At 68.7% G+C, this 20,686-nt stretch carries 18 protein-coding genes; 2 read left to right on the plus strand and 16 right to left on the minus strand.

Features of this window, described 5'->3' with window-relative positions:
• Nucleotides 1-11 precede the first annotated feature (11 nt).
• Nucleotides 12-731: a sulfate/molybdate ABC transporter ATP-binding protein gene (locus GIY56_RS01560; RefSeq protein WP_154763053.1), complete on the plus strand. Its 720-nt coding sequence runs from the start codon at nt 12-14 to the stop codon at nt 729-731.
• A gap of 4 nt (nt 732-735) precedes the next feature.
• On the opposite strand, the gene recN is transcribed toward GIY56_RS01560, so the two are convergent.
• The 15 genes from recN to GIY56_RS01635 all read right to left on the minus strand — a co-directional run bounded on the left by recN (nt 736) and on the right by GIY56_RS01635 (nt 18,594).
• On the minus strand, nt 736-2,382 hold the full coding sequence (recN, locus tag GIY56_RS01565) for a DNA repair protein RecN (RefSeq protein WP_154763054.1): 1,647 nt from the start codon (nt 2,380-2,382) through the stop codon (nt 736-738).
• Between the two features lie 36 nt (nt 2,383-2,418).
• A complete protein-coding gene (locus tag GIY56_RS01570) occupies nt 2,419-3,270 on the minus strand; it encodes an outer membrane protein assembly factor BamD (RefSeq protein ID WP_230312217.1) in 852 nt (283 codons plus the stop codon).
• Nucleotides 3,271-3,423: 153 nt separating this feature from the next.
• Nucleotides 3,424-4,353 (minus strand): UDP-3-O-acyl-N-acetylglucosamine deacetylase, encoded by a 930-nt coding sequence (gene lpxC, locus GIY56_RS01575; protein ID WP_154763055.1) that lies wholly within the window; start codon nt 4,351-4,353, stop codon nt 3,424-3,426.
• A 220-nt stretch (nt 4,354-4,573) separates the two neighbouring features.
• Nucleotides 4,574-6,169, minus strand: a complete 1,596-nt coding sequence (ftsZ, locus tag GIY56_RS01580; protein WP_154763056.1) for a cell division protein FtsZ — start codon at nt 6,167-6,169, stop codon at nt 4,574-4,576.
• Nucleotides 6,170-6,390: 221 nt separating this feature from the next.
• Nucleotides 6,391-7,725, minus strand: coding sequence for a cell division protein FtsA (ftsA, locus tag GIY56_RS01585; protein WP_154763057.1), 1,335 nt, complete (start codon nt 7,723-7,725; stop codon nt 6,391-6,393).
• 3 nt (nt 7,726-7,728) lie between these two features.
• The gene (locus GIY56_RS01590; protein ID WP_328288407.1) at nt 7,729-8,679 is read right to left on the minus strand and encodes a cell division protein FtsQ/DivIB; all 951 of its coding nucleotides are present in this window, start codon (nt 8,677-8,679) and stop codon (nt 7,729-7,731) included.
• The gene (locus tag GIY56_RS01595; RefSeq protein WP_154763058.1) at nt 8,667-9,557 is read right to left on the minus strand and encodes a D-alanine--D-alanine ligase; all 891 of its coding nucleotides are present in this window, start codon (nt 9,555-9,557) and stop codon (nt 8,667-8,669) included. The genes GIY56_RS01590 and GIY56_RS01595 overlap by 13 nt, the downstream gene beginning before the upstream one ends.
• Nucleotides 9,558-9,754: 197 nt before the next feature.
• The gene (gene murB / locus GIY56_RS01600; protein WP_154763059.1) at nt 9,755-10,696 is read right to left on the minus strand and encodes a UDP-N-acetylmuramate dehydrogenase; all 942 of its coding nucleotides are present in this window, start codon (nt 10,694-10,696) and stop codon (nt 9,755-9,757) included.
• A 46-nt stretch (nt 10,697-10,742) separates the two neighbouring features.
• On the minus strand, nt 10,743-11,117 hold the full coding sequence (locus GIY56_RS01605) for a hypothetical protein (protein WP_154763060.1): 375 nt from the start codon (nt 11,115-11,117) through the stop codon (nt 10,743-10,745).
• Nucleotides 11,114-11,359 carry a DUF2484 family protein gene (locus tag GIY56_RS01610; RefSeq protein ID WP_154763061.1) on the minus strand — a complete coding sequence of 82 codons (246 nt, stop codon included), beginning with the start codon at nt 11,357-11,359 and terminating at the stop codon, nt 11,114-11,116. The genes GIY56_RS01605 and GIY56_RS01610 overlap by 4 nt, the downstream gene beginning before the upstream one ends.
• Nucleotides 11,356-12,783 carry a UDP-N-acetylmuramate--L-alanine ligase gene (gene murC, locus GIY56_RS01615; RefSeq protein ID WP_154763062.1) on the minus strand — a complete coding sequence of 476 codons (1,428 nt, stop codon included), beginning with the start codon at nt 12,781-12,783 and terminating at the stop codon, nt 11,356-11,358. Before murC ends, GIY56_RS01610 begins: the two co-directional genes overlap by 4 nt.
• Nucleotides 12,780-13,877, minus strand: coding sequence for a UDP-N-acetylglucosamine--N-acetylmuramyl-(pentapeptide) pyrophosphoryl-undecaprenol N-acetylglucosamine transferase (locus GIY56_RS01620; protein WP_154763063.1), 1,098 nt, complete (start codon nt 13,875-13,877; stop codon nt 12,780-12,782). Before GIY56_RS01620 ends, murC begins: the two co-directional genes overlap by 4 nt.
• Nucleotides 13,877-15,040, minus strand: coding sequence for a putative lipid II flippase FtsW (ftsW, locus tag GIY56_RS01625; RefSeq protein ID WP_154763064.1), 1,164 nt, complete (start codon nt 15,038-15,040; stop codon nt 13,877-13,879). The genes GIY56_RS01620 and ftsW overlap by 1 nt, the downstream gene beginning before the upstream one ends.
• A 105-nt stretch (nt 15,041-15,145) precedes the next feature.
• Nucleotides 15,146-15,889, minus strand: coding sequence for a cytochrome c biogenesis CcdA family protein (locus tag GIY56_RS01630; RefSeq protein ID WP_154763065.1), 744 nt, complete (start codon nt 15,887-15,889; stop codon nt 15,146-15,148).
• Between the two features lie 95 nt (nt 15,890-15,984).
• Entirely contained in the window at nt 15,985-18,594 is a 2,610-nt protein-coding gene (locus GIY56_RS01635) for an Rne/Rng family ribonuclease (RefSeq protein WP_154763066.1), read from the minus strand.
• 502 nt (nt 18,595-19,096) lie between these two features.
• Between GIY56_RS01635 and GIY56_RS01640 the strand changes: the two genes are divergently transcribed.
• Nucleotides 19,097-20,035: a hypothetical protein gene (locus tag GIY56_RS01640; RefSeq protein ID WP_154763067.1), complete on the plus strand. Its 939-nt coding sequence runs from the start codon at nt 19,097-19,099 to the stop codon at nt 20,033-20,035.
• Between the two features lie 2 nt (nt 20,036-20,037).
• Here GIY56_RS01640 and GIY56_RS01645 read toward each other — a convergent pair whose 3' ends face one another.
• Complete coding sequence (locus tag GIY56_RS01645) at nt 20,038-20,646, minus strand: inner membrane-spanning protein YciB (protein WP_154763068.1); 609 nt, start codon at nt 20,644-20,646, stop codon at nt 20,038-20,040.
• Nucleotides 20,647-20,686 lie beyond the last annotated feature (40 nt).

Here is a 20,686-nt window from a genome sequence, read left to right on the forward strand (position 1 = left end):
AGGGACCGATCATGCATATCGACATCGACGAAATCGCCAAGACCTTCGGCGGCACCACCGCGCTGTTGCCGGTGTCGCTGAACATCCCCTCGGGCGCGCTCGTGGCCCTGCTGGGGCCGTCCGGTTCGGGCAAGACCACGCTGCTGCGCATCCTGGGCGGGTTGGAATTCCCGACCTCGGGGCGCGTCCTGTTCAACGGCCAGGACGCGACCGGCCTGACGGTGCAGGAACGCCGCGCGGGCTTCGTGTTCCAAAGCTATGCGCTGTTCCGGCACATGACGGTGTTCGACAACATCGCCTATGGCCTGCGCGCCCGCCCGCGCGGCCAGCGCCCCCCCAAGGCCGAGATCGCCCGGCGCGTGACCAAGCTTCTGGATCTGATCCAGCTGCCGGAAATCGCCACCCGCTATCCGACGCAACTGTCCGGCGGCCAGCGTCAGCGCGTGGCCCTGGCCCGCGCCCTTGCCATCGAACCCCGGATGCTGCTGCTGGACGAACCCTTCGGCGCGCTGGACGCGAAGGTGCGCAAGGAACTGCGCCAGGGCCTGCGCGACATCCATGACGAAACCGGGCTGACCACGGTGTTCGTCACGCATGACCAGGACGAGGCGATGGAACTGGCCGATCTGGTGGTGGTCATGTCGATGGGCCGGATCGAACAGATCGGCAAGCCGCAGGACATCCGTGCCAAGCCCGCGACCCCCTTCGTGCGCGACTTCATCAGCGCATAAGGGGTCAGCCCTGCAACAGCGCCCGCGCCGCCCCCGTGGCGGCGTCGGTGATCCGGTCGCCCGACAGCATCCGGGCGATCTCCTCGACCCGCTCGGGCGCGGACAGCGCCGCCACGGTCGAGGTGGTCATGTCGTCATGGACCGACTTCGACACCCGGAAATGATTGGTCCCAAGCGCCGCGACCTGCGGCGAATGGGTGACGACCAGAACCTGCGCATCCTCGGACAGGCGCTTGAGCCGCCGCCCCACGGCATCGGCAGTGGCCCCGCCCACGCCCCGGTCGATCTCGTCGAAGATCAGCACCAGGGCGTCGTTGCCCCGCGCCAGGCAGACCTTCAGCGCCAGCAGGAACCGCGAGAGTTCCCCGCCGGATGCGATCTTGTCCAGGGGCCCCGAAGGCGCGCCGGGGTTGGTGGCGACGGTGAAGGCCACGTCGTCGCGCCCGTCAGGGCCGGGTTCGCCGGACGTGACAAGCGTCCGGAACACCGCGCGTTCCATCTTCAACGGCGCCAGTTCGGCGGTGACGGCGCGGTCCAGGGCAATGGCGGCATCCGTCCGCGCCCGCGTCACTTCCTCGGCCTCGGCGTCATAGCGGGCCTCGGCGTCCTCGACCTGCCGGCGCAGGGCGGCGATCTGCGCCTCGCCCGCGTCGATCCGGCCCAACCGGTCACGCAACTCGTCCGCCAGCCCCGCCAGGTCGTCGGCCAGCACGTTGTGCTTGCGGGCAAGCGCGCGCAGGGCGAACAGCCGTTCCTCGGTCGCCTCCAGCTGGGACGGATCCACATCGAGCGCCGACAGCGCGTCCTCGACCCCCCGATGCGCCTCGCCCAGTTCCACCAGCGCGCGGGACAGCGCGGCCAGGGGTTCGTCCAGCCGCCCCTCGGCGCGGTCAGAGGCGCCTTCCAGCCAACGGGTCGCGTCCAGCATCGCGCCCTCGGCCCCGTCGCCGCCCAGCATCTTCAGCGCGCGGGCCACGTCCTCGCGGATGCGGATGGCGCCCTGCATGGCGCGGCGGCGGGTGTCCAGCGTGGCTTCCTCGCCCGCTTCGGGCATCAGGTCGTCCAGTTCCTTGACGGCGTGGCGCAGGAAATCCTCCTCGGCGCGCGCGGCGGTCAGGCGGGCTTCGGCCTCGTCCAGGTCACGGCGGGCGGTGCGGCGGGCCGTCCATGCGGCGCGCACCGCCGTCAGGTCGGTGCCACCGAAGGCATCCAGCAGGGCACGGTGGCCGCGCGGGTTCAGCAACCCGCGGTCGTCATGCTGGCCGTGCAGTTCGACCAGCGTGTCCGACAACTGCCGCAGCACCTCGCCCGAGACACGGCGGTCGTTGACAAAGCCGGTCTTGCGCCCGTCGCCCCCGTTCACGCGGCGCAGGATCAATTCGTCGTCCTCAAGCTCGATCCCCGCATCGGCCAGCACGGCGCGGGCCGGATGGCCAGGGGGCAGGTCGAAGACCGCCGTCACCTCGCCCTGGGCCGCGCCCTGGCGGACCAGGTCGGCCCGACCGCGCCAGCCCAGCACGAAGCCCAGGCAGTCCAGCAGGATCGACTTGCCCGCCCCGGTTTCCCCGGTCAGCACGTTCAGTCCCGGACCGAAGGCCAGCGACAGCCGGTCGATCAGCAGCATGTTCCGAATGTCCAGCGATCGCAGCATGGATAAACCCCCGTAGGGTGGGGTTTCACCCCACCGTCACAGCCACCGGCCCTGGATCATCTGGCGATACACGTTCATCAGCCAGTTGTCGCCGCGCGCCTCGGGCGCAAGTCCGCGTCCGCGCAACTGGCTGTAGGCATCCTGATAGAAGGGCGAGGACCGGAAGTTGTGGCCCAGGATCGCCCCCGCCGTCTGCGCCTCGTCCGTCAGGCCAAGCGCCAGATAAGCCTCGACCAGGCGCAGCAGCGCCTCGGGCGTCTGGCCGGTGGTCTGGAATTCCTCGACCACGACGCGGAAGCGGTTGATCGCGGCGCTGTAATGCCCCTTCTTGAGGTAATAGCGCCCGATCTCCATTTCCTTGGCGGCCAGGTGGTCGAAAGCCAGGTCGAACTTCAGGATCGCGCTGCGGGCGTATTCGCTGTCGGGATATTGCTCGATCACCGTGCGCAGCGATTGCAGCGCCTGGAAGGTCAGGCCCTGGTCGCGGCCCACCTCGTCGATCTGGTCGTAATAGGACAAGGCCAGCAGATATTGCGCATAGGCCGCGTCCTCGTCGCCCGGATAGGTGTCGATGAACCGCTGCGCCGCGCTGCGCGCTTCTTCGTAATTCTGGGCGCGGTGGTTGGAATAGGCCTGCATGATCAGCGCGCGCTTGGCCCATTCGGAATAGGGATACAGCCGCTCCACCTCCGAGAAGTAGATGACCGCATCCTCGGGCCTGCGGCTGTTTTCCAGCTCGAATTCGCCGCGCTTGTAGATTTCCTCGGCGGTGAAGCGGTCCAGGTTCTTCGTGTCGGCGCCAGAGGATCCACGGCCCCCGCAGCCGGTCAGCACCAGGCCCGCCAGAACCGCCGCCATCATGGAAGCCGAGATTTTCGAGCGCGCCATCTTCACCCTGCCTAAGACTTCTTCCTTGCAGCAAACCCCTTCGGGCCGCGCTGCCCGGACCCTCTAACACAGAACATCAGGGGGCGCAAAATGGCAATCCGTTGAATTCAACGTGCGTTTTATGGAACATATCCCGCGCCGCGAAAGGCCGCCTCAGGCGGCGGCCCAATCGGTCGCCACAAGGTCATAGGCCGCGACCCCCGCACCCGGCAGGCGGTCCTCCAGCGCGGGCGAGCAGGTCTCCCACTGCCAGGCCGCCGGATCGGCGAACAAGGCGCGCAGCAGCCGGTTGGTCATCGCATGGCCCGCGCGGTGCCCGGTATAGCGCGCCAGCAGAGGCGCCCCGGCCAGCGCCAGATCGCCCATGGCGTCCAGCATCTTGTGGCGCACGGCCTCGTCCCGGTGGCGCAGACCGCCGGGCGACAGGACCCGCGCGCCGTCCACGACCACGGCGTTCAGATAGGTGCCGCCAAGCGCCAGCCCGTTCCGGCGCATCGCGTCCACGTCCGCCTGGCGGCAGAAGGTGCGGCTGTCGGCCAGTTCGCGCAGGAAGGCGCCGTTGGCCATGTCCAGCCGCTTTTCCTGACGGCCGATGGCCGCATCCGTGAAGTCGATCTGAAAGTCGATCTCCAGGTGATCGGCCGGGGCCAGGCGGGCAAAGGCCTCTCCCTCGCGCACCTCGACCGGGCGCAGCACGCGGATGGCGCGCAGGGGCGCCGCTTGCATCGCGATGCCCGCGCGCAGGATGCCCCGCACGAAGGGCGCGGCGGACCCGTCCAGGATCGGAACCTCGGGACCATCGACGATCACCAGGGCGTTGTGGATCCCCGTGCCCGCCAGCGCGGCCATCACATGCTCGACCGTGGACAGCGTCGTGCCCTGGCCGTCATCCATCAGCGTGCACAGCTTCGAGGGCGTCACATGGTCCCAGCGGGCCGGAATCTCCACGGCGGGCGTCAGGTCGCTGCGGCGAAAGACGATGCCATGGCCTGCGGGCGCGGGATGGATCTCCAGCCGCGCCGGGGCGCCGGAATGCAGCCCCACGCCCCCAAAGGTCACCATCTTCTTCAACGTCGCCTGCATGGCTTCCTGCCTTCTTCCTGGACCGGAACGACATCGTCCACCGGTTCAACGAAGCACCTAGGGCCAGGGTGCCGATCCTTCAACTAACGTTTTGTGACGGCATGAAACAATCGCCGGGCCGGTGCTGCGGCAAGGGGGTTGGAAGGGCTGAAAACCTTGAGGATGCAAAAGAAAAAGGCCGCGTGGCGCGGCCTTTTCCCCGGTCAGAGATGTGACCTCCTCAGTTCGCCTGGCGGCGCAGGAAGGCGGGAATTTCGACATTGTCCTGGCCCGCATCGGGGCTGGCCAGATCGTCGAAATCGGTTTCCTGCTGGCGGGCGCGGACGGCCACGCGTTCGTTCACCCGTTCCGAGATCGAGGCCGCCGGAGGCTTCGGCGCCGAGGCGTCATGTCCCGCCATCCGTTCCAACATGCGGCCAAGACCGGCCATGCGGCTGTGGGGGCGGGCAGGCTCGGCCGGTTGCGGGGCGGGCTGCTGGTTGCGTTCGCCCTTGTGTTCGACCGCGCGGCGCAGACGCTCCAGCGTCTCGGGCGAGGCCTGGCCGCGCGAAGCGGCGCCCTGCGGGGCGCGCGGGGCGATGAAGCCCGCATCCTCCCGGACGTTCAGCATCGCCGGCTGCGCGGGTTCCCTGCGCTGATAGGCCGGGGCCGGCATGTCGTCCTCGACCCGCGCCGGGGCGGCGGGCGCCGGCGCGGCCGGACGGGTTTCGGCCAGGGGCGGGGCGACGCGCCGGGGCGGCAGGTCGTCCTGCTGCTGGGGCGCGGCTTCGGCCTTTTGCGAAACGGAAGGATGCTGGGTCAGCGGCTCGGCCATGGTGCGGCGGGGGGCCGGGACTTCGGCCGCGGCGGCGCTGGCGTCGATGCCGGTGGCCACGACCGACACGCGGATCGAACCGTCCATGTCCGGGTCCAGCGTGGAACCCACGATGATGTTGGCGTCGCTGTCCACCTTGTCGCGGATGACGTTCGCGGCCTCGTCCAGCTCGAACAGGGTCATGTCGTAGCCGCCGGTGATGTTGATCAGCACGCCCTTGGCGCCGTTCAGGCTGATCTCGTCCAGAAGCGGGTTGGCGATGGCGCGCTCGGCGGCTTCCTGGGCGCGGTTCTCGCCCGAGGCCTCGCCGGTGCCCATCATGGCCTTGCCCATCTCGTCCATCACGGCGCGCACGTCGGCGAAGTCGAGGTTGATCAGGCCCGGACGCACCATCAGGTCGGTCACGCCCTTGACGCCCTGGTACAGCACGTCGTCGGCCAGGGCGAAGGCTTCGGTGAAGGTGGTCTTTTCGTTGGCAAGGCGGAACAGGTTCTGGTTCGGGATGATGATCAGCGTGTCCACGACCTTCTGCAGGGCCTCGACGCCCTCTTCGGCCTGGCGCATCCGCTTGGTGCCCTCGAACTGGAAGGGCTTGGTCACGACGCCGACGGTCAGGATCCCCATCTCGCGCGCGGCCTGGGCGATGATCGGGGCGGCGCCGGTGCCGGTGCCGCCGCCCATGCCGGCGGTGATGAAGCACATGTGGGCGCCCATCAGGTGATCGACGATGTCCTCGATGGTTTCCTCGGCGGCCTTGGCGCCGATCGAGGGCTTGGCGCCCGCGCCCAGGCCTTCGGTCACTTTCGGACCCATCTGGATGCGGCTGGTGGCACGGGACCCGGCAAGAGCCTGCGCGTCGGTGTTGGCAACCACGAACTCGACGCCGTCGAGCTTCTTCTCGATCATGTTGTTGACCGCGTTGCCGCCCGCGCCACCGACCCCAAAGACGGTGATCCGGGGCTTCAGTTCGTCCTCGTCGTTCATCATCAGATTGAGGTTCATGATTCCGCCTGTTTTTGCTATGTCGATCGGGTCATGACCTGCCGCCCGTCGAATCCCTCGTGCCAGTCTCAATCCTAGCGGGCAGCCGGTGTTCCGTCACTTAAAAAACACGCAAAAACCGCAAAATCTGGCCGTATTCGCAGGTGATTTCGGCGGTATCTTGCCAATGCGACAGCATGTGGTGGCCCTGCCCGGGTCACCACATATTTGCCCTCAAGGACTTACCAGTTGTTCCTGAACCAGCGATAGGCGCGGCGCAGGCTGCGGGTCGGATAGCTGTCGGCGGGCATCTCGAAATCCCACCATTCGTCCTGGGGATGGGCGGCGAACAGCGCCAGCCCGACCGCGCTGGAAAAGCCGGGATCGGTGAACTGGTGGGCCAGCCCGTCGATGCGCAGCGGACGCCCGCACCGGATGTTCGGTCCCAGGATGCGCGCGGCCAGCCCGTCCAGACCGGGAATCTGGCTGCCCCCGCCGGTCAGGACGATCTGCTGGCTGGGCATCGCGTCAAATCCTGCCGCATCAAGGACTTCGCGCACGCCTTCCAGAATCTCCTCGACCCGCGGGCGCATGATGCCGATCAGGTCGGCGCGGCTGACCGCGCGGCGCTCTCCGTCCCAGCCTGACGCGTCTTGGCCCAGGTCCAGCATGTCGCGGTCGTCGCGGCCCGTCGCCTCGACCCCGCCGTTCAGGGTCTTGAGGCGTTCGGCCACCGGCAGCGGCACCCGCAACCCTTGGGCGATGTCCTGGGTGACCAGTTGACCGCCGATCTTAACATTGTCGGCGAAGATCATGTGTTTCTTAACGAAAATCGACACGCCCGTGCCGCCGCCGCCAAAGTCGATGCAGGCCGAACCCAGTTCCTGTTCATCCTCGACCAGCGCGGCGCGGGCCGAGGCATAGGAGGCCGAGGCGATGCCCGCCAGCTCCAGGTCGCAACGGCGGATGCACTGGACCAGGTTGCCGATCACGTCGCCATCCACCGTCAGCAGGTGCATGTCGCAGGCCAGCCGGTTGCCCACATGGTCGCGCGGATCGCCAAGCCCGCTGCGGTTGTCCACGGCGAAGTTGACCGGCTGGGCGTGCAGCACCTCGCGGCCCCGGCCGAAGTCGGGCGCATCGCAGGCGGCCAGCACGCGGGCCACGTCATGTTCATGGACGCGGCCTGTTTCCAGCGTGATTTCCCCGGCCAACCCGTAGGAGGCCGGGCGCCCGCCCGACAGGCAGGCGATGACGTGATCGACGCGCGTGCCCGCGACCTTTTGCGCGGCGGCGACCACCGTGCGGATGGCGCGTTCGGTTTCGGCCATCACGTCGATCTCGCCCCGGCGCATCCCGCGCGAGCGGGTCGAGGCCGCGCCGATCACCTTGAAGTTGACCTGCCCCGCCATCGGTCCCACGCCGTCGGTTTCGCGGAAGGTGCCGGTGCCGTCAAAGCGCAGCGCCAGGCAGGCGATCTTGGACGTGCCGATGTCCAGGATGCCGATCACGCCGCGTTGCAGGGCGGCCCGGCGGATGTTCCGCATCGCGCGTTGCGTCTGGTAAAGTTCCGCCATCGTTCAGCCCCCCTTCTTGTCGTCTTCCGGAATGATGACCTTGCCGTCCGGTCCCAGCAGCGCCTGGCCGCGGGCCTCGCGGATGGTGTTGCGCGCGTCCAGCCCAAGCCGCAGGACCGGGCGCGACGGGTCGCGCAGATCGACCGTGTCAATGTCGCGGCCCAGCATGTCCTGCGCCCCGTCCAGCGCCATGGCGGCCTGCAAGGCGATCACCGCCCCTTCGGCGGGCAGCATGATCTTTTGCCCGTGATCCAGCACCAGATCCCAGCGGCGCTCGCCCTTGCGCACCAGGCCGCGCACGCGGGGCAGGATCGGCCCGGCGGCGTCGATCAGCGACAGCGCCTCGGGGACGGCCAGATCCGCGCCCTCGCCCGCGATCAGCGGCAGGTCGGCCCGCACGTCGCGCGACGTGACCGAGGCGACGCGGTGCCCGGTCCGGTCCAGGATCTCGATCCCCCGCGCATGACGCCACAGGACGGCGGGTTCGCGTTCCTTCACCACGGCGGACAGGATGCCGCCCGGCTTGATGCGCAGGTCCACCGATTCGATCACGTCCAGCTGCATCACCTGCAACCGCAGCGCCGCCAGGTCGATGTCGAACGACGAGGCGGGCAGATCGACCGGCAGCATCTGGCGCAGCGCCCCGTCCACCACGGGCGAAGCGCCCTCGACCACCATGGTCGTGACCTGGAATTCCTTGCGGTTCTGGACCTTGTCCATGACCTGTTGCACGCCGTCGGACAGCAGCGCGCGGCGGTCCGGGTCCGACAGCCAGAGACCTGCGATCAGGACGACCAGAGCCGCCGGAACGCCGATCCGCACCGCGCGCCGCCAGATCGGGCGCAGCCACATGCGTTCCAGCCGGTATTGCAGGCGCGAGGGCGCGGGGTCGCGCCTGATGCGGTCCGCCGGCAGCAAGGCCCGGTTCGGGCGGTGGTCGATCACCTCGGGCACAGCGCATCCTCCACCATCCAGCGCATCAGGGCGGGAAAGTCGATGCCCGCATGGGCGGCCTGTTCGGGGGCCAGCGAGGTGGGCGTCATGCCGGGCTGCGTGTTCACCTCGAGGATGATCAGCCCGTCGAGGCCCCGTGAATCGTCCCAGCGGAAATCGGTGCGCGACAGCCCCCGGCAGCCGAGCGCCCGGTGCGCGCGGACCGCGTAATCCAGGCAGGCCGCCGTGATGTCAGCGGGGATCCCGGCGGGGATCACATGGCGCGATCCGCCGACCGAGTATTTCGCGGCATAGTCATACCAGCCCTCGGTCACGATCTCGGTGACGCCCAGGGCGCGGTCGCCCATCACCGCCGTGGTCAGTTCCCGCCCCGGCGCATAGGTCTCGACCATCACCTGCGCGGGCATCGTGGGGGCCAGTTGCGGCGGCTGGTTGGCACCGTCGTGGACGATATAGACACCGACCGAGGATCCCTCGTCGTTCGGCTTGACCACATAAGGGGGCGGCAGGACGTGACGGGCGCGCACCTCGGCGGCGCAGGCGATGATGCTTTCGACCACCGGCAGACCTGCGACCCGCAGCGCGTCCTTGGCCCGCGTCTTGTCCATCGCCAAGGCGGAGGCCAGCACGCCCGAATGGGTATAAGGCAGGTCCAGCCACTCCAGGATGCCCTGGACGCAGCCGTCCTCTCCGAACCGGCCATGCAGCGCGTTGAAGACGACATCGCAGCGCAGGCCCGCCAGCCGCGCGACCAGGTCGCCGCCCCGGTCCGGACCCAGTTCGACCTCGATCACGTCATAGCCCGCCACCCGCAGCGCGTTCGCGCATTCGCGCCCCGATGACAGCGACACCTCGCGCTCGGCCGAGGGTCCGCCCATCAGAACGGCTACGGTATGGGCTGTCCTGCTCGACCTGCCCGCCACGTTTTTGCCTTTCGCCCCGGTTGACCCGGGATTTTCTGTCCCCGCGCAGCCGGGTTTGCCCCGGTCCTGCCCTTGGGATGAAAGGATAGCTGATGCAGGAAAATCACAAAAGGGTAATTTTCGCTATCTGCCAAAGATTGTTGGGTAATTCGTTAATCAGCTTGTGGTTGTGACATGGGATCACCCACCCGGATCACCTCCCATTGCAGGTCGTGGCCGCTGTCCTCCAGCACGCGGCGGCGGACCAGTTCGCCCAGGGCTTCCAGTTCCGAAGCCGTCGCGCCGCCGGTGTTGAGCAGGAAGTTCGGGTGCTTTTCCGACATCTGCGCCCCGCCCCAGCTGTGCCCGCGCAACCCTGCCCGGTCGATCAGCGACCAGGCCTTGAGGTCGTGGACATCGTCCGCCCGGCCCGTGGAACTGTAGCCTGCCGGGTTGCGGAAGGTCGATCCGGCGCTGCGTTCCCTGGTGGGCTGCGTCTCGTCGCGCTTGGCCAGCTGGTCGGCCATCTTCCCGTGCAGCGCGTCGGGATCGGCGGGGGATGCGCGGAACGTCGCCTCGGTCACGACGCAGCCCGGGGGCAGGTCGGCGTGGCGATAGGCAAAACGCAGGTCGCCGGGGGTCAGGACGATTCGCTCGCCTGCCCGCGTGACGGCCCGGGCCTCGACCAGGTGGTCGGCGACATAGCTGCCGTAACAGCCCGCGTTCATGCGGACCGCCCCGCCGATGCTGCCCGGAATGGTGCGCAGGAAGGTCAGGTCCAGCCCCGCGTCCGCCGCGCGGCGGGCGACATGGGCATCCAGCGCGGCGGCGCCCGCGACCACCCGGTCGCCTTCAACCGTGATGCCGTTGAAGCCGCGCCCCAGGCGGATCACCACGCCCCGGATGCCGCCGTCGCGCACGATCAGGTTGCTGCCGACGCCCAAGGGAAAGACCGGGACCGAGGGGTCCAGGCCGCGCAGGAACTCGGCCAGGTCGTCCTCGTCCGCGGGCTGGAACAGCCAGTCGGCGGGTCCGCCCACGCGCAGCCAGGTCAGGCTGTCCAGGGGACGGTCGGGGGTCAGGGTGCCACGGGTGGGGGGAAGATCGGTCATCATGGCGGGTGTGGTAGCCAGCGGGGGTGCCTTGGTCAACCGCGCGGGATCATTCCAGCAGGCTGGCCGTAACGGCCAGGGCGGCCAGCGCGCAAAGGCCCCAGATGTCCCAGGCGGGCCGCAAGGGCGTGGCGGGTTCCGCGGCCACCCGGCGGCGGGTCGCGTCATGCAGCCCGCGCAGCGCGGCGCCGAAGGCCAGCGAGCCTGCCGCCAGTATCAGCAGCATCGTCGCCAATGTCCCCAGCAGGCCGGAATGAGCGTGCCCCGTCTTCTGCGCCCCGATCAGCCAGCAGGCCCCTGCCCCCGCCAGCAGCACGGCAAGCGCGGTCAGCAGGGGGCGAAAGGATCGCGCGCCGATGCGGGAGGCCCCGGTCCAGACGGACCACAGCACCACAAGGGCGATACCCAGGTAGAAGGGAATCACGGGGCCGCCCGGGTCCGTGTCCGCAGCGGCAGGCGGACCAGCACAAGCACGCCCACCGACAGGAAGGCGATGCCCGCCCAAGGACCGCAGGTATAGGTCAGCCAGCCCAGGATGGGGACGCCCGTGGCGACCAGGATCCACAAGGCGCGCTGCCGTTGGCGCCTGCGCAGGCTGCGGGCCAGGCGGGCCAGGATCAGCCAGCCTATCACCACCGCAAGCGCCAGGACCGCCGAGTGGATCATGCGGCCCGCCCCAGCAACCGTTCCGGCAAGCCGTTGGCCCAGGTCGAGATCGTCCCGGCCCCCAGGCAGACCACCATGTCGCCGGGGCGCGCCTGTTCGCGGACCAGCCGTTCCAGGTCGTTCTCGTCCAGGATGGCGCGGGCGTGGCGGTGGCCGTGGGCGATCAGGCCCGCCACCAGGTCGTCGCGGCTGGCGCCGGGGATCGGATCCTCGCCCGCGGCATAGACCTCGGCGATGGCGACCACGTCGGCCTCGTTGAAGCAGGTGCAGAAATCGTCGAACAGGTTCGACAGGCGCGAATAGCGATGCGGCTGGTGGACGGCGATCACGCGGCCCTTGGTGGCCTGGCGCGCGGCCTTCAGGACGGCGGCGATCTCGACCGGATGGTGGCCGTAGTCGTCGATGATGGTGACGCCGCCCACTTCGCCCACGCGGGTGAAGCGGCGACCGACGCCGCCGAACTTGGCAAGCGCCTCGCGGATTTCCGCCTTCTTGATGCCCAGGTGGCGGGCCACCGCCACGGCGGCCAGGCAGTTCGAGACGTTGTGATCGCCCGGCATGGGCAGGGTGCAGCCCTCGATCATCTCGATGTCACCCGTCTCGGTCGGGCCTTCGCCTTGCAGGGCGATGTCGAAATGGGCAATGCCGTCGTCATAGCGCAGGTTCATCGCGCGCACGTCGGCCTGGGCGTTGAAGCCGAAGGTCACGACGCGGCGGTCGGTCAGCTTGCCGACCAGGGCCTGAACCTCGGGGTGGTCGGTGCAGCAGACGGCCAGGCCGTAGAACGGGATGCCCGAGGCGAAGTTGTAGAAGCCCTGGCGCAGGGCGTCGAAGCTGCCCCAATGCTCCATGTGTTCGGGGTCGATGTTGGTGACGATGGCGATGTCGGCGGGCAGGCGGTTGAAGCTGCCGTCGCTTTCATCCGCCTCGACCACCATCCATTCGCCCGCTCCAGCCCGCGCATTGGACCCATAGGCATGGATCACGCCCCCGTTGATAACGGTCGGATCCAAGCCGCCCGCGTCCAGCAGCGTCGCCACCATCGTGGTCGTGGTGGTCTTGCCGTGGGTGCCGGCGATGGCGATGTTGGATTTCATCCGCATCAGTTCGGCCAGCATCTCGGCCCGGCGGACCACGGGCAGGCCGCGGCGGCGCGCTTCCTCAAGCTCGGGGTTGCCCTTCTTGATCGCGGTGGAAATCACCACGACGCCCGCGGCCCCGATGTTCTCGGCCCGTTGGCCCTCGAAGACGCGGGCGCCCAGGGTTTCCAGGCGGTCGGTGATCTTCGATTTCTTCGCGTCGCTGCCCTGCACGTCATAGCCCAGCGTCAGCAGCACCTCGGCGATGCCCGACATGCCGATGCCGCCGATGCCGATGAAGTGGATCGGTCCCAGTTCGTGCGGCAGTTTGGTGGCGGCGTTCATCGGGCAATCTCCGTGACAAGGTCGTAAAGGCGCCGCGCCGCGTCGGGCCGGGCAAGGAACAGGGCGGCGGCGGCCATCTGGGCGGCGCGGGCGGGGTCGTTCAGGATCGCGCGGATGTCGCGCGTCAGGCCGGGTGCGTCAAGCACCGATTCGGGATGGATCAGCGCGGCCCCGGTTTCGGCCAAGGCCTGCGCATTGGCGGTCTGGTGATCGCCGGTGGCCGCAGCATAGGGGATCAGGATCGCGGGCCGCCCGATCACGGTGATGTCGGCCAGGGACGAGGCGCCCGACCGGCTGACGACCAGTTGCGCCCGGGCCAGACGTTCGGGAACGTCGGCAAAGAAGGGTTGCACGTCGGCGGCAATGCCTGCATTCGCATAGGCTTCGGTCACGCGCGCGCCGTCCTCGGCCCGGGCCTGATGGCTGACATGCAGGCGGGCGCGCAGGTCGTCGGGCAGGGCCGCGATGGCGGCGGGCACCACGTCCGACAGCACCCGCGCGCCCTGGCTGCCGCCGATCACCAGCAGGTGCAGCGGACCGTCGCCCGGCGGGGCATAGGGGGTGGCGGCATGGTCCAGCACCGTCTGGCGGACGGGGTTGCCGGTGTGGATGCCGGTGACGCCCTGGGGCAAGGCGGTGGGCCAGGTGCCGCAGGCGATGCGATGGACCCGGGGCGCGAACAGGCGGTTGACCCGGCCCATCACGCCGTTCTGTTCATGGATCATGCGCGGCACGCCCAGCGACAGCGCCGCCGACAGCGCCGGGATCGTCGGATAGCCGCCAAAGCCGATCACCACGGCAGGGGGGTTCCGGCGGAACGCCGCGCGCGCGGCTAGCACGCCCGCCGCGATCTTCAGCGGCGCGGTCAGCTTGTCCCGCAACCCGCCCCGCGCGGTGGTGGCCGACCGGACGATGCTGCGTTCCACCGCATCCGGGAAGCCGCCTGCATAGCGCGCGCCGCGGTCGTCGGTGGACAGCCTGACCCGCCAGCCCTCGGCCAGCAGCAGTTCGGCCAGGGCCTGGGCGGGAAACATGTGGCCGCCGGTCCCTCCGGCGGCGATCAGGGCCAGGGGTGTCTTGGTGGGCGCAGCCATCAGCGTCCCCGCCGCAGGATCTCGGCCAGCTCGCCCTGGGGGCGCGTCCGGGTCAGCGCCAGCAGCATCCCGGCGGCGATGCCCGAGGCGATGACGGACGACCCGCCATAGCTGACAAAAGGCAGCGTCATCCCCTTGGCGGGCAGCAGGCGCACGGCCACGCCCATGTTGATCAGCGCCTGCACGCCGAAGGCGCAGGCCAGCCCCGCCCCCGCAATGCGGGCAAAGGGATCGCGTTCGCGCAGCAGCCGCAAAAGCGAGCGGACGACGATGGTGCAATAGAGCGCGATGATCGCCAGAACCATGATGGTGCCGTATTCCTCGGCCGCGACCGCGATGATGAAGTCGGTATGCGCATCGGGCAGCGACCATTTCACGCTGCCCTCGCCCACGCCCACGCCGAAGAAGCCGCCGTCCTGGATGGCCTTGGTGGCATAGCCGATCTGGGTGCGCGGGTCGATTTCCGGGTTCAGGAACCCGTTGATCCGGCGGGCGAAGTGTTCGGACGCGCCATAGGCGAAGAACCCGCCCGCCGCCGCGATCCCCATGACGCTAAGCAGCAGCACCATCGGCGCGCCCGCGATGAAATACATCACCAGCCAGGAAAACAGCACCAGGGATGCCTGCCCGAAATCCGGTTGCAGGGCCAGAAGGACGACCACGGCCATGGCGGTGACGAAGGAATAAAGCCTGCCCGGCGGGCCGCCGATCATCTGGGCCGCGGCCAGGAACCAGGCGCAGATGGCGACAAAGCCGGGTTTCAGGAATTCGGACGGCTGCATCGAGATCCCGGCGACGGACAGCCAGCGGGTCGCGCCCTTGCCATGATCCTCGCCGATGAAGGGCAAGAGCAGGATCAGCACGAAGGCCGCCGCAAAACCGGTCACGCCGATGCGCCGGATCTGGCGCGGCGACATCATCGAGATCACCAGCATGATGACCAGCGCCATGCCGCCGAAGACCCCCTGCCGCTGGACATAGTAGAAGCGCGGCAGGTCGTTCTTTTCCGCCAGGGGCACGGACGCCGCCAGCCCCAGCAGGATGCCGATGGCGAACAGCCCCAGCACGCAGGCCAGCGACCACTTGTCCAGCGTGCGCCACCAGCGTGGAAGAATCGGGTCGCCCGCCCGCACGGGCGTCGTGCCAAAGACCATCTCGGTCATGGGGATACCGCCGTCACTGCCTCTGATCCTGCCCGGTTTTTCCGGGTCTGGCGGTCAGCATAGCGCGAAAATCGGGGCCGCGCTACTGGGGATCGTCATGCGGTATCAGCCCAGGCTCGCCAGCCCCGGAAAGGTTTCCAGCAGCCAATAGGAAAAGGCCGAGAAGGCCCCGGTCAGCAGCATCGCCCCCACGACCAGCAGCAGCGCGCCCATCACGCGTTCGATCACGTGCAGCCAGGGCTTGATGCGGTTCATCAGCCCGATGGCGCGGTTGATGAAGATGGCGGCCAGCAGGAAGGGGATCCCCAGGCCAAGCGCATAGACGGCCAGCAGCGCGGTGCCGCGCGACATCTCGCCCCCGGTGGCGGCCAGCGACAGGATCATGCCCAGTTGCGGGCCGATGCAGGGGGTCCAGCCGAAGGCGAAGGCCAGTCCCAGCACATAGGCCCCGAACGCGCCGCCGCCCTGCTGGCCCGTGTCGATCCGCGCCTCGTGGTCCAGGAAGGGGATGCGGATCACGTGCAGGAAATGCAGGCCCATCACGATCACCACGCCGCCTGCGATCCTGGCCAGCAGTTCCTGATATTGCAGAAAGGCCCGCCCGAAGGCCGAGGCCGCGAAGCCCATGATCAGGAACACCGTGGACAGGCCCAGCACGAAGAACAGCGCGGGCAGCACGGCGCTGCGTTCCTGCGCCTTCAGCCCGTTCACGCCCACTCCGGTCATGTAGGCCAGATAGGGCGGCACGATGGGCAGCACGCAGGGCGACAGGAAGGACAGGACGCCTGCCAGCAAGGCCACAAGGGCAGCGGGCAGGAAGGCGGCGGTGGCGAGTTCGATTCCCAACATGGCGCGCAGTCTAGCCGCTGCGGCGGCGCCCGCCATGGGTCATGGCGTCACGCCTGCGCGAAAAGGGCGCGGTGTGACCCGCGCCCCTTGCAAGATCAGCGGTTGCCCGACCACCAACCGCGGCGCTTGGGCCGGTCGGCCTCGGCCTCGGCCATCTCGGGTTCACGCTCGGCGGGGGTTTCCACAACCGGCTCGGCCTCGGGTTCGGGCGCGGCAGCAGGCTGTTCCTGGGGGGCGTCAGGCTCGGCGCTCTCAGGCTCGGCGCTCTCAGGCTCGGCGGTTTCAGGCTCGGCCGTCTCCACCACAAGGGCGTCGATCACCGTTTCCTCGACATGCACCGCGACCACGTCGGCGGGCACGAAGGCCTCGGCCTGCGGCTCGGGTTCGGACGCCTGGGGTTCGGACGCGATCTCGGACAGCGGGACGATCTCGCCCTCCTCCTCGGCAGCCAGGGCCGGCTCGGGCCGGGCGTTCAGGCCGGGCAGCGATTCGGCCTGGTCGCCGGGGGCGTCCTGCAGATCGACGACCTCGGGCAGGCCTCCGGCGGGGGACAGATCGCCACCCCGGCGGCGGTTGCGCGACCGCGAGCGGCGGCGGCGGCCGTTCCCCTCGGCGTCGGCGGCCCTGGATCCATCGGCGGCTCCATCGGCGGCCTCGGCCATGTCCTCGGCCGCGTCATCGGCTTCGTCGCCCGCCTCGGCCGTTTCGCCCTCGGCTCGCTCGCCATTCTTCCGGCGGCGGCGACGGCGGCGGCGCGAACGGCCCTCGCCATTCTCATCCTCTGTCCCGGCGGCCTCGGCGCTGTCGGGGGCTTCGGCTTCCGCTTCCGTCTCGATCTCCTCGGGCAGATCCTCGTCCTCGTCGTCGATCTGGGCCATCAAGTCGGCATCGACCGACAAGACCGAGGCCGACACTTCGGGAACGTTGCGGATCGCCGTCTTGAACTTCTCGATGGCGAAATCGGGCGAGATCAGCGACGGATCGGCCTCGAGCCGGACCGACAGGCCATAGCGCGCCTCGATCCCGGCGATATGCTCGCGCTTCTGGTTGATGAGGAAGTTGGCCACCGCCACCGGCGCTTTGACCAGAACCTCGCGCGACCGCTTGCGCGTGCCCTCGTCCTCGATGGCGCGCAGGATGGTCAGGGCCAGGCTGTCGTCGGACCGGATCAGGCCCGTGCCGTGGCAATGCGCGCAGGGCTGCGTGGTGGATTCCAGCATTCCCGGACGCAGGCGCTGGCGCGACATCTCCATCAGGCCGAAGCCCGAGATGCGGCCCACCTGGATGCGCGCGCGGTCCGATTTCAGCTTGTCCTTCAGACGCTTCTCGACCGCGGCGTTGTTGCGCCGTTCCTCCATGTCGATGAAGTCGATGACGATCAGGCCCGCAAGGTCGCGCAGGCGCAACTGGCGCGCCACCTCGTCCGCGGCTTCCAGGTTGGTCTTGAGCGCCGTTTCCTCGATCGAGCCTTCGCGGGTGGAACGGCCCGAGTTCACGTCGATGGCGACCAGCGCCTCGGTGATGCCGATGACGATATAGCCGCCGGATTTCAGCTGGACGGTCGGGTTGAACATGCCCGACAGGTAGCTTTCCACCTGGTAGCGCGCGAACAGCGGCATCTGGTCGGTGTATTGCTGCACGGCCCGGCTGTGGTCGGGCATGATCATCTTCATGAAGTCCTTGGCGACGCGATAGCCGCGCTCGCCCTCGACCAGGACCTCGTCGATGTCCTTGCTGTAAAGGTCGCGGATCACCCGCTTGATGAGATCCCCTTCCTCATAGATCGGGGCGGGGGCCACCGACTTGAAGGTCAGGTCGCGGATCTGTTCCCACAAGCGCAGCAGGTATTCGTAGTCGCGCCGGATTTCCGTCCGGGTGCGCTGGCTGCCCGCCGTGCGGATGATCAGGCCCGCCCCTTTCGGCACGTCCAGTTCCCCGGCGATGTCCTTGAGCTTCTTGCGGTCGGCGACGTTGGTGATCTTGCGGCTGATGCCGCCGCCGCGCGCGGTGTTGGGCATCAGGACGCAATAACGGCCCGGCAGCGACAGATAGGTGGTCAGCGCGGCGCCCTTGTTGCCGCGTTCCTCCTTGACGACCTGGACCAGCATGATCTGCCGGACCTTGATCACTTCCTGGATCTTGTAGCGGCGAGGGCGCGGCTTCTTCTGGACGCGAATTTCCTCGGCCACGTCTTCCTCAGCGACCGATTCGATCTCCTCGTCCTTGTCGGACGCGTCGGTGACGGTTGCCTCCTCGGCATCGGTGTCGTCGCCGGTTTCGTCGGCGTCGGTTGCCTGCTCCTCATCGGCCGCGGCTTCGGCATCCTCGGCGGCAACCTCGTCGCCCGTCTCGGCGCGTTCGGCGCGGGACTGGCGGCGACGCGCGCGGGCCGCATCCTCGGCCTCCTGCGCCTCGGCATAGGCGCGTTCCTCGGCGATCAGGGCGTCCCGGTCGGCGGCGGGGATCTGGTAGTAATCCGGGTGGATTTCCGCGAAGGCCAGGAAACCGTGGCGGTTTCCGCCGTAATCCACGAAGGCCGCCTGCAACGAGGGTTCGACCCGCGTGATCTTGGCCAGGTAGATGTTGCCCGAGATCTGGCGCTTGTTTACGGTCTCGAAATCAAATTCCTCGACCTTGGTTCCGTCCACCACGACCACCCGAGTTTCCTCGGCATGGGTGGCGTCGATCAGCATTTTCTTTGCCATGTGTATGTCTTTCGCGCAGGCGCGCGCCGGGCGGCGCCAGTGGCACCCCCGAATGCAGGCCGCGTTGTGATGGGGACGCGGGCGCGGCAGCGGCAATGGCGACCGGGCGGGAAAGGCGCAAGGCCCCCCCGTCCCGATCCTGTCCATCCCGTGCGCGCGTCATCGCGTCTGTTCCTTACGGTTGACGCGAAGGCAGAACCCGCCGCGCCGCTGTCTGATGTCGCCCGGTCGCACGACACTGCGCGCCGCGGGCGGGTTTTCCGCGTGACACATGCCGCCTTCCGTGAATCGGTGCCAGAGGTGCCGCGCTGCGAAACTGTTTGCGCCCCACAACCCGCGATTGAGGATCGCATGACGCATAGCCGCAACATAGAGGGGGTGGCAGGGAAAATTCAATGGCGAAAACGGCATGGCCCCCAATGGGCAGGTTCCGGCCTGACTAAAATGCCGCGCAACGGGCGTCACGCGGCCTTAACGCTTCTTTCACGGCGGTGTTGCACCCTTGGCCTATGCCCTTTTGGGCAAGGAAGGGGAGGCGCTGTCCATGCCGGTGATCAAGGTCGATGCCGATCACGCGCTGCCCCCCGGGCTGGCCGGGGCGCTGGCCGATCTGCCCGGCCATGCGCCGGTCATCCTGATGATCCACGGCTACCGCTATTCGCCTGCCGCCGCCCGGTGCGATCCGCACCGGCATATCCTGTCGCTCGATCCCGATTGCTCGATCCGTCGGGCGGTGTCATGGCCCCGCGCGCTCGGCTTCGGCGGGGGGTCCGAGGACGAGGGGCTGGCCATCGCCTTTGGCTGGGAAGCGCGGGGGATGCTGGGCCGGGCTTACGGCCGCGCGGGGGACGCGGGTCGGTCGGTCGCGGCGCTGGCATCCGCCGTGGCGGAGCGGGCAGACAGGCCGGTCGCGGTGATCGGTCATTCCTTGGGCGCGCGGGTTGCCTTGCAGGCGCTGCGCCACGCCGATCCCGGCAGCATCGGACGGCTGGTCCTGCTGGCGGGAGCCGAGTTCCGTGATACCGCCGCCGCGGCGCTGGACAGTCCCGCCGGGCGGCGGGCCGAGGTGCTGAACATCACCTCGCGCGAGAACGACCTGTTCGACTTCGCGATGGAGCTGTGGTTGGACCGCGGGCGCAGGCAGGCCCTGGGCTTTGGGCTGGACCGCCCGGCGGGCAACTGGCTGGACGTGCAGATCGACGAAGGGGCGACGCTGGCCGCCCTGGACCGCCTGGGCTTTCCGGTCGAACGGCGCCCGTTGCGCTTGTCGCACTGGACGCCCTATCTGCGGCGCGGGTTGTTCGATTTCTACCGTACCGCCCTGGCGCAACCCTGGGCCTTGTCGCTGCCGATGCTGCGCGCCCGCCTGCCCGGCGGCACCCAACCGCGCTGGTCGCGCCTGCTGGCCCGGCCCGCGCAGTTCGGCGGGGTGCGGGCCTGAGCCTATTTCGTGGCGTCGTCGGTCGGAACCTCGATGGAATGGGCGCGGTAAAGGCCGGCGTTCGCCATCAGGAAGACGAAGATCACCAGCGGCATCCCGAAGGTCTTGAAATACACCCAGGTGGTCTCGGTCATGGATCGCCAGACGACCTCGTTCGCCAGGGCCAGCGCCAGGAACAGCAGCGCCATCCGCGCCGTCAGCTTGCGCCAGCCCTCGGCGTCCATGGGCAGGGCCTCGGACAGGATCGCGCCGAGCCAGTTGCGCCGCGTGACCAGGCTGAAGCCCAGAAGCCCCGCGAACAGCAGATAGATGATCGTGGGCTTGATCTTGAAGAAGCGCGGGTCGTTCAGCCAGACCGACAGCCCGCCGAAGACCACCACCAGCAGCAGCGTGGCGATCTGCATCGGCGACAGGTGGCCCGTCAGCCGCCAGCGGATCAGCGTGGCCACCGCAAGCGCCGGCATGAAGACCAGGGTGGCAAAGACCAGCGGCGTGTAATCCTGCCCCCACAGGCCGACGCTGCCGCCGCGGTTCAGCATGAAGACCGCGAAGAACAGAAGCAGCGGACCCCATTCCAGCGCGGGCAGCACCCAGGGTTTCGGTTCCTTCATGGCAGCATCCTTCATCCGGTCGGCGGCCCGTTTTCCCGCA

Source organism: Paracoccus lichenicola, assembly GCF_009708075.1.
Lineage (GTDB): Bacteria > Pseudomonadota > Alphaproteobacteria > Rhodobacterales > Rhodobacteraceae > Paracoccus > Paracoccus lichenicola.

What these genes read in the sequence shown, in the direction of transcription:
- GIY56_RS01620 (WP_154763063.1), bottom strand. Translation starts at nt 13,877, where the DNA reads ATGGCTGCGCCCACCAAGACACCCCTGGCCCTGATCGCCGCCGGAGGG.
- GIY56_RS01610 (WP_154763061.1), bottom strand. Translation starts at nt 11,359, where the DNA reads ATGATCCACTCGGCGGTCCTGGCGCTTGCGGTGGTGATAGGCTGGCTG.
- GIY56_RS01570 (WP_230312217.1), bottom strand. Translation starts at nt 3,270, where the DNA reads ATGGCGCGCTCGAAAATCTCGGCTTCCATGATGGCGGCGGTTCTGGCG.
- ftsZ (WP_154763056.1), bottom strand. Translation starts at nt 6,169, where the DNA reads ATGAACCTCAATCTGATGATGAACGACGAGGACGAACTGAAGCCCCGG.
- murB (WP_154763059.1), bottom strand. Translation starts at nt 10,696, where the DNA reads ATGATGACCGATCTTCCCCCCACCCGTGGCACCCTGACCCCCGACCGT.
- GIY56_RS01630 (WP_154763065.1), bottom strand. Translation starts at nt 15,889, where the DNA reads ATGTTGGGAATCGAACTCGCCACCGCCGCCTTCCTGCCCGCTGCCCTT.
- lpxC (WP_154763055.1), bottom strand. Translation starts at nt 4,353, where the DNA reads ATGCAGGCGACGTTGAAGAAGATGGTGACCTTTGGGGGCGTGGGGCTG.
- recN (WP_154763054.1), bottom strand. Translation starts at nt 2,382, where the DNA reads ATGCTGCGATCGCTGGACATTCGGAACATGCTGCTGATCGACCGGCTG.
- GIY56_RS01645 (WP_154763068.1), bottom strand. Translation starts at nt 20,646, where the DNA reads ATGAAGGAACCGAAACCCTGGGTGCTGCCCGCGCTGGAATGGGGTCCG.
- GIY56_RS01560 (WP_154763053.1), top strand. Translation starts at nt 12, where the DNA reads ATGCATATCGACATCGACGAAATCGCCAAGACCTTCGGCGGCACCACC.
- ftsW (WP_154763064.1), bottom strand. Translation starts at nt 15,040, where the DNA reads ATGACCGAGATGGTCTTTGGCACGACGCCCGTGCGGGCGGGCGACCCG.
- GIY56_RS01595 (WP_154763058.1), bottom strand. Translation starts at nt 9,557, where the DNA reads ATGGGCGGACCCTCGGCCGAGCGCGAGGTGTCGCTGTCATCGGGGCGC.
- GIY56_RS01635 (WP_154763066.1), bottom strand. Translation starts at nt 18,594, where the DNA reads ATGGCAAAGAAAATGCTGATCGACGCCACCCATGCCGAGGAAACTCGG.
- ftsA (WP_154763057.1), bottom strand. Translation starts at nt 7,725, where the DNA reads ATGGCGGAACTTTACCAGACGCAACGCGCGATGCGGAACATCCGCCGG.
- murC (WP_154763062.1), bottom strand. Translation starts at nt 12,783, where the DNA reads ATGAACGCCGCCACCAAACTGCCGCACGAACTGGGACCGATCCACTTC.